General features: G+C 33.9%; 4 protein-coding genes. All 4 read left to right on the forward strand.

From position 1 onward, the window contains the following. Positions 1–538: 538 nt before the first annotated feature. Complete coding sequence (locus tag Megvenef_RS06545; RefSeq protein WP_322777174.1) at positions 539–1780, forward strand: D-alanyl-D-alanine carboxypeptidase family protein; 1242 nt, start codon at positions 539–541, stop codon at positions 1778–1780. 6 nt (positions 1781–1786) lie between these two features. Then, positions 1787–2989: a cation:dicarboxylate symporter family transporter gene (locus Megvenef_RS06550; protein WP_322777175.1), complete on the forward strand. Its 1203-nt coding sequence runs from the start codon at positions 1787–1789 to the stop codon at positions 2987–2989. A gap of 408 nt (positions 2990–3397) precedes the next feature. Next, the gene (gene nhaA, locus Megvenef_RS06555) at positions 3398–4543 is read left to right on the forward strand and encodes a Na+/H+ antiporter NhaA (protein ID WP_322777176.1); all 1146 of its coding nucleotides are present in this window, start codon (positions 3398–3400) and stop codon (positions 4541–4543) included. A gap of 165 nt (positions 4544–4708) precedes the next feature. After that, a partial coding sequence (locus Megvenef_RS06560; protein ID WP_322777177.1) for an amino acid permease occupies positions 4709–6731 on the forward strand: 2023 nt, incomplete at its 3' end.

Consider the following 6731-nt stretch of genomic DNA (forward strand, 5'->3'; position numbering starts at 1 on the left):
CAACTTTGATAATTTTAGAATGGATTTATAAGGTTTTAAACACAATCTGCTGAACTCAGCTTTGAAAAATGACAGTGTTTGCCATTTTTTAAAGACGAGTTCAGTAAATTGAAACTGAGTTATCTTTAATAATCTAATAAGAAAAAGAAAAGATTTCTAGTAAAGAGATAGGGGGGTAAATATAGGTTTCTATTTGCAACAGAGCCGAACTATCATTTTAACTCATCTTACTAATGAAATTATAAAATACTTCTTATTATTTACTTCTTTATGTTACTCTATTGACACAACCAGTCAACTTAGTTACTTTATCAAAACATCTTAGAGATGTAAGAGGAATGATTTTATTCAATATTCCTTCTTGTTTTTGTGCCGCTATCAGTTAGGTGAGGTCGCCTAACTGATAATATTATAGCTCACGACAAACTCTAAATCATGATCAGATAATTATCTTTGGTTACCGCGCATGTCGCTATCTTAAATATTAGTTGTTATAATACCCATGAAGTGATTATTAAAGAGGAGGGTAAATAATTGCATGAGAGTTATTTTAAAAGCTATTTGCTTGTTATTCTTAGGTTTAACTTTTGTTTTTACGAGTCATCATGTTTTTGCAATCAAAAAGAAACTAAGCACTGAAAAACCAGAGAATACAAAAAAAGAAAAGTTAGCGGATAATATAAATATTATTCGTTATCCCGGGTCTACAGCTATTGCTCTTAAAGCGAAGCAGGCAATAGTTACGGATTACTTTACGGGTAAGATTTTGTTAGAAAAACACGCTCATGAGAAAATGCCTCCTTCTTCTATGACAAAAATGATGACCTCTTATGTTATTGAAGAGAAGCTTAAAAAAGGAGAGGTATCTTTAGATACTACATTTTTAGTAAGCGAGAAAGCTTGGAGAATCGGCGGATCAAAATCATTTATGCCGCTTGGTGAGCAAGTAAAGCTTGAAGACATTCTGCGCGGGATTATAATCCAATCAGGTAATGATGCTTGCGTTGTAGCAGCCGAAGGATTGTACGGAAGTGAGGAAGAGTTTGTGGATGTTATGAATTCCACGGCGCAAGAAATGGGTATGAAAAATACTCATTTTGTTAATTCCAATGGTTGGTATACAGAAAATCATTATAGCACGGCTTATGATTTAGCTCTTCTTGGTTCATGGTTAATAAAAACGCATCCTGAATTTTATCCTATATATCGCGAGAAAAATTTTACTTTTGGTAAGGATCAAAAAGGTAAGTCTATTACACAGGGAAATCGCAATCCTTTATTATATAAAGATCTGGGATGCGATGGTATCAAAACGGGTTATACGGATGAGGGAGGGTACGGTATAGTCGCTTCCTTTATTGACAAAGATAGGCGTTATATAATAGTCATTAACGGTCTTAGTTCCATGCAAGAAAGAAGTGATGAAGCTGCCAAGGTAGTTTACTGGATAAAACAGAACTTTGTTAATAAGAAATTTTACTCTAAAGGAGATGTGGTAGATGAGGTTCCCGTATGGCTCGGAGTTAAGAATAAAGTACAATTAGAAGTCGCGGAGGATATTTTTGGACTTGTTCTACGCTCAGAACAAAAAAATAACGTGGATATAAAAAAGAATATTCCCCCCTCTCTTTCCGCTCCTTTAAGAGCTGGTGATGTAGCAGGACAAATAATTATTACTATTGATAAGGAAAGACAAGAAACCCCTATTATTGTCAAAGAGTCAATTGAGAAAGTAGGCTTTTTTAGACAGATAATTTTATATATTACTTCTTTATTCTGAGAAAAAATGTCTATCCTTAAATATTTATTGCTGTTTTTAAAACAAGTTTCAGTCCAGTTAGCTATAAGTATATTATTAGCCTTATTCTTAGGACAAAAGATTGATGTTTATTACGTGTCTATAAGCTATACTATTAGCTTTTGCTTTATTGAAATATTAATATTAATGCTTCCAATTATCGTTTTTAGCTTTATTTTAAGAGCGCTTATTAATATTAAAAACGGCTCCTTATTGTTGCTTACGATTATTTTTCTGGGAGTAACGTGTTCTAATTTGCTAGCACTAACTACCGCCTATTTATTTGGCTCTTTGACTTTGCCATATCTTAATATTGATCATACACCGGACTTTGCTACAAAATTTGCTTCTTCAGTTGAGGTTTTATTTAATTTCAACTTGCCAACGTTAATTAGTACGGAAAAAGCGATGGTAGCAGGTGTCTTATTGGGTCTATTAATTAACTTTTTATCAGATAATAATGTAGTAAAACAGATGGTAAAAGTTATTACATTGAGCTTAGGTGACAAAGTCAGTTATTTCTTAACTAAAATTTTTATTCCGTTATTACCATTATATGTGTTCGGATTTTGTATTAAACTGAGTTACGATAATGCGCTTGTCCATTTATTCCATCAATATAGTAGAGTTTTTCTATTAAGCATGTCGCTTGTCATTTGCTATATTTTTGTCTTGTACCTAATTGCTTCTAAAGGTAAGTTGAAACTTACTTTTACTAACTTAAAAATTATGCTACCGGCAGGCTTAACTGGTTTTAGTACAATGTCTTCTGCAGCTACTATGCCTGTGACTTTAAAATGTACCGAAGACATGACTAAAGATAAGAACTTCGCTGATCTGATTATACCTTCTACCGCTAATATTCATATGCTAGGTGATGATTTAACAATTATTATGACAGCCTTAACTCTTTTGTCAGTTTTTGGGTTCGTTGCACCCAACTTGGGTTCCTTTATACCCTTTGCTTTTGCCTTCTCGATTGCCAAATTGTCATGTGTAGGAATTCCCGGTGCAAGTGTGCTAGTGGTTCTTCCTGTGTTACAAAATTATTTAGGTTTCACTCCTGAAATGGTCAGTATATTAGCTACAATTTATATTTTGCAAGACTCGTTTGGTACGTGCGCTAATGTCATGGGTAATGGGGCATTCGCTATGATAGTCAGAAGAATTTTTAAGTTTATAGAGAAATAGCCCTCTTTTAAAACTGGATTAGATGTATTATAAAAGCACAATTTATTTGTATGGGATGTGAAGTATATAATATGTGTTGAAGATACAATTATTCGTTAATTACGCAAGAAAAACAAGAATTTACCCAAGGTTTGCTATATTAAGAACACATGGTTGTAGATTGCTCCAAGAAACAAGAGCCAGAGTTTAAAGCTAGTAGTGTTGCATTGCTTATTTAGGTTGTTATAGGTTGCAAGAGTTACATACTGAAGAAGAAGTAAATGTTAACTCGATTGCCGTAGGCGGCTCGTAAGGTAGGCTCTCAAAGCTTGGCTTTTAGATTACTTATAAAAGGAAAACGTTGTCATGTATAATTCCTATGGCTTAACGATCAAAGGAGAAAATATATGTTTTGTAGTAGGATAATAAATGACCTTAAGCCATAAGCAAATAGACACCGTTGGAGGTGTTTTGATGATTGCAGCTATGTGGAGCGCTCTCATATTATCAAATACTACTGATTGGTATTACGAATTTATCAGTTCTCCTATCAAGCTTTCTTCAGTTTTTTTTCACCTAGAACAATCATTAGAGTCGATTGTAAAAGATATATTAATGGTAATTTTTTTCTCTTACATCGGTATGGAATTAAGGTATGAATTTCACGAAGGATCTTTATCCGACAAAAGACAAGTATTATTACCTCTTGTGGCAGCAATAGGCGGGATGGTTGTACCGGCAGTGTTCTACCTCTTAATTAACATAAGCTATCCGGAAAACTATCCGGGTTTTGCCGTTCCTTGCGCTACCGATATTGCATTTGCAATTTGTTTATTTAACTTAATTGGAGGAGCTCTTCCTACTTCAATAAAAGTATTTTTATTGTCTATTGCTATATTTGATGATTTAGGAGCAATTATCATTATTGCAATTTTTTATAGTTCAGACTTTAATTTGTTATGGGTATGGATAAGCCTGCCTTTGCTTGCTTGTTTTTGGATCTTTAATAGAAAAAAAATTACTACAACTTATTTATATATTCTGGTAGGTACTTTATTATGCATAGGATTTCATAATGCAGGGCTACATACAACTCTTGCCGGCTTTTTAACCGGCTTCTTTATACCTTTAACTAAAAAAACTGCTACCCCTTACCTTAAAGAATTGATGTACAAGCTACACCCTTGGGTACAATTTATAATACTACCTCTTTTCGCCTTTACTTCTAGTGGAGTAGATTTTTCTAATGACCGAGATATCGACTTTTTTAATCCTATATTTTTAGGGGTAGCATGTGGGTTGTTTTTAGGAAAACAGCTAGGAGTAACTCTATTCTCTTATATCACCATTAAATTAAGGTGGGCTTCACTACCGCCGAATAGTAAGTTTACTCATGTTTATATAATCTCGGTTTTCTGTGGGATAGGCTTTACTATGAGCCTATTTGTAGGTTTATTAGCATTCCCGGATTCGGCAACTCAGAGTTTAGCTAAAATAGGAGTGATAGTAGGGTCTTTAAGTTCAGTAGTTCTAGCAATTTTACTTAATACAATAAGAAAAATACGTATTTTTTGATTATCACAAGAAGGTAAAATTATAGTTGTCGGCAGACAATTAATTCAGTCGTAACTCATTCGGCGAATGAATTGCTAAGAAAAGATTATAATTATGCCGGAATTAATTAAAATCGTACCCTGCCGAACAAAGCCCTTATATAACCGTTATAAATGATAAATTTAAATGACAGAAGATAAAAAATACGGAACATTTCTAGGAATTTTTGTACCGAATGTCACGATGATGTTCGGCGTAATTCTTTTTTTACGGATTGGAGTGATAGTAGGTAGCGCGGGATTAGTAACAACGATTGCAATAGTTATATTATCTTCGCTTATTATGTTACTAACAAGTGCATCCATTGCAACTCTAGCTACAAATATGAAAGTTAAAGACGGAGGCGTGTATTATCTTATAACGCGCTCTCTCGGTATAGAAGCGGGCGGTGCACTGGGTTTTGCTCTATATATAAATCAGTTATTATGTGCGGCAATGACTATTAGCGCTTTTGCTTATACGGTTGCTGAAATCTTTCCTATCATTAACGTAAACATAGTGGAAGTCGTAACGCTCTTATTATTAGCCGGTCTTTCTAGTTTTTCTTCTAAAGCGGCTCTTAAAGTACAATTTATCATTTTAATTATACTTATATTGTCTGTTGCGGGAATTATATTCGGATCGGTAGATAATATAGATTTAAGCGATGTAAAACCGCCATTTTTTGAGAAAGGCAAGTTAAGTTTTTGGCAAGGGTTTTCTATATTATACGTAGCACTTACCGGTATAGAAGCCGGAATGGCTCTCTCGGGTAAGCTAAAGAATCCTGCGAGATCTTTAATGCTCGGTAATGCAGCATCTTTATTATTTGCTATAGGTATATATTCCGGAGTAATCATATTTGCCGATAAATATATACCGAATAATATCCTAATATCCGATCCGTTTGTTTTTATTAAATACTCACATTTAGGTTGGCTCGTAACCTTCGGTATATGTGTTGCCACTTTATCAAGCGCGTTAGGGTCTTTGCTCGCTGCGCCTCGTATTCTACAAAGCATGTCTAAAGATAAATTATTACCGCATATTTTTGCAAAAGAATACGGCACTTACGGCGAGCCTTTGTGGGGATTACTTGCAACAACGATAATAATATTAATAGTTATGCTTTACACGAGTATAGACTTAATAATACCTTTATACTCGATGGTATGTCTTATTAGCTATGGGTTACTTAATTTTGCAGCCGGCGTCTCCAGCTTAATTGACGCACCTAGTTGGAAACCTAGATTTTATTTTCCGTATTGGGCTTCTTTATTCGGTAGTTTGCTTTGTTTTATTGGAATGTTTATGGTGGAAGCGGGTTGGAGCTTTATTGCCATCTCAATATTTATTTTATTTTACTTTATTTTATATAAAAAGAGAATTCATACTCGCTTTCAAGATGCAAAAGGCAGTATGTTATTTTATCTTGCAAGGTCTATCCTCTATAAACTAGATGGTCATAGAGATCATATACACACGTGGCATCCTAATTTACTTGTGCTTTCATCTCGAATTCACGATGATGCTTTAATAGATTTAGCCAACGAAATATCAAATAGTAGCGGCTTGTTGACTATAGCCGTCGTTATACCGATAGATCGGAACACAACGGAGTGTATAAGCGATAATACAAGGACTCTAAAATCTCTTTTTAGCTCTAAAAATATTAATTGCCTTGTTACGGTTCAGCCTGCAGTTTCTGTATACGCAGGGTATACTAATCTTATAACATCTTATGGATATGACGGTTTAAGAGTGAATTCCGTTATTATTCAAATATCTAGACCCGAGGATATTAACAATGAATGTTTGGAGCTAGTTACAACATGTTACGTTCAGCAAAAAGATCTTCTGCTTTATATATCAACACCTCATTCTAACACTCTACCTATATTACAAAATTTAGATTTATGGTGGAATTTAGAAGATGGAGAAAGTATAGAGATCATTACTAGATATGCCTCCGTGCTTCAAAGTTCTAAAAGATGGAAAGACTCTGATGTTACGGTTAATGTAGTAGCAACAAATGAAAACCTTGATTCTGTAGAAAATTTTGTTAATAAGTTCATCTATGATAATAGACTAAACATGAGTACAAAATTCTATATTAGAAATAAAGATATAGGTAATTATGAACATATTATCGCTAATTCTAAAGACAATT

The sequence above is a fragment of the Candidatus Megaera venefica genome, assembly GCF_034554655.1.
GTDB classification, from domain to species: Bacteria; Pseudomonadota; Alphaproteobacteria; order Rickettsiales; family Rickettsiaceae; genus Megaera_A; species Megaera_A venefica.

Bases quoted from the DNA above. Each gene is read 5' to 3' on its own strand.
- nhaA (WP_322777176.1), top strand. From the start codon at position 3,398: ATGACCTTAAGCCATAAGCAAATAGACACCGTTGGAGGTGTTTTGATG.
- Megvenef_RS06550 (WP_322777175.1), top strand. From the start codon at position 1,787: ATGTCTATCCTTAAATATTTATTGCTGTTTTTAAAACAAGTTTCAGTC.
- Megvenef_RS06545 (WP_322777174.1), top strand. From the start codon at position 539: ATGAGAGTTATTTTAAAAGCTATTTGCTTGTTATTCTTAGGTTTAACT.